General features: G+C 57.5%; 2 protein-coding genes and 1 pseudogene. All 3 read right to left on the reverse strand.

The features are described 5' to 3' along the window. Window positions 1-491: 491 nt before the first annotated feature. A complete protein-coding gene (locus PLN84_RS13265) occupies window positions 492-752 on the reverse strand; it encodes a type II toxin-antitoxin system HicB family antitoxin (protein WP_214076877.1) in 261 nt (86 codons plus the stop codon). After that, window positions 742-1,023, reverse strand: coding sequence for a type II toxin-antitoxin system HicA family toxin (locus PLN84_RS13270; RefSeq protein WP_348532186.1), 282 nt, complete (start codon window positions 1,021-1,023; stop codon window positions 742-744). The genes PLN84_RS13265 and PLN84_RS13270 overlap by 11 nt, the downstream gene beginning before the upstream one ends. A gap of 267 nt (window positions 1,024-1,290) precedes the next feature. After that, window positions 1,291-1,520, reverse strand: a pseudogene (locus tag PLN84_RS13275) (hypothetical protein); the annotation flags it as partial.

Here is a 1,520-nt window from a genome sequence, read left to right on the forward strand (position 1 = left end):
TATACCCGACGCACCCGAAGGGGTTGTCGGCGATGACGCTCTCGATGAGGGTGTTCAACGACGTTACGTCGGCGATCGGGACGGCGAGGTCCCGGACCGCCGTCTTGTTGACGGTCTTCTGTACGAAGTCTGCCATGGGTCTTACTCCTTGCCTGCCAGATGCCCCAGATCGGAGATCTGAGGCAGTTGCACTTGCAGTGCAACTCTTCCCGGGAATATGACAGATAACTACAGGGTGGACGGGGGAGGGGATTAGCATGACTTTATCGGGGATAAGACGGAAAAAGGCCACAACATAGGTGTAGGCCATGGAAACGGTCCTCATAACAGGTTACCAGAATGCGGCGATCAATGTTATGAGACTGCAATCTCTGGGTTGAAATACCCTGGATGCCCCCGACTGAAGTCGGGGGAGCAGTCACCTATTCTCACTGTGGAAAAGATTCAACGTTGAGCGTGTGAGAAACCGAGGGTGGAAGCCTCTACAAGGTCTACGCTATTTCCCGTGGTTCGCACGCAACGCCCTTGCCCGCAAGGATCTCCCGCAGCTGCTCCCGGCCGCTCGGCTCCGGGATCTCCCGCTCCTCCTCCCGGGCGGTATCGAGCCAGAGGCCGATAGCCACCTTCACTTCAGAGAGAGCCTCCTCTTCCGTCTCGCCAAACGCGGAACAGCCGGCAAGCTCCGGGACGACGGCGATGAACCCCTCGTCCTCATCGCTGTAGAAGATCTCGATTGCATATTTATGTGGCATCTTCATCCCCCAACAGAGTATAGTGCTCAATAATCTTAAGAAGTTGCCTTACCTGGTACGGTTTTGCTTTCCCCTTCACGTTCTGGAAATTGAGGATATCAGGAATCCCGTCCCGCACGTACACGGTGTGGCTGCCCTTCCCGCCCTTCCGGCGAAACCCGAAGGTTTCCGCCGCACGGCAGAGGTCTTTGAACCGCACGTTCTTTGGGTTGTGCTTCAGGTGCTCGTACGTCTCGCGCCGGTTCATGTGGAGCACCCTTGCAAGTATCACCTCGCTTGATCTTCTCCTCGATCAACCTGTCCTGCAATATCCGCATGAGCTCCGGGTTCTCAGGCAGGCCCTTGCCTATCGTCTCCTGTGTGTCCACCCCATTGCGGTGATCGCCGGGCATGTGGGTGAACTCGAAGACCTCACGGTCCCGGAAGAGGGTCTCGTCGTAGCGGAGGGGAGGGGAACACTTCATATCCAGTCTGGAGAAGGGGAATGGTATAAAGGGTGGCCGTGCGCAGGTTGAAAGTGAAGGGGAAAGAGTCCCCCTCACGCCAGTTCGCCGACGGCGTCGGCCCAGGCCTCGACCGCGGTCTTGATCGCGTCGTCCTGGTAGGACGAGAGCCGGACGGTCGTGCGAGTGAAGGTGACGTAGTAGTCGTCACCCGAGGGGCACAGCGGAGGAGATGACCACCCGGATACGTCGGTCAGTATTATCACCACGAAGAGAGATGCTATTCTATCGGTGAGATCATGAGGACGTTCACGGCCGTGCTCTA

The organism is Methanoculleus sp., assembly GCF_035363275.1.
Lineage (GTDB): Archaea > Halobacteriota > Methanomicrobia > Methanomicrobiales > Methanoculleaceae > Methanoculleus.

Bases quoted from the DNA above. Each gene is read 5' to 3' on its own strand.
- PLN84_RS13265 (WP_214076877.1), bottom strand. From the start codon at position 752: ATGCCACATAAATATGCAATCGAGATCTTCTACAGCGATGAGGACGAG.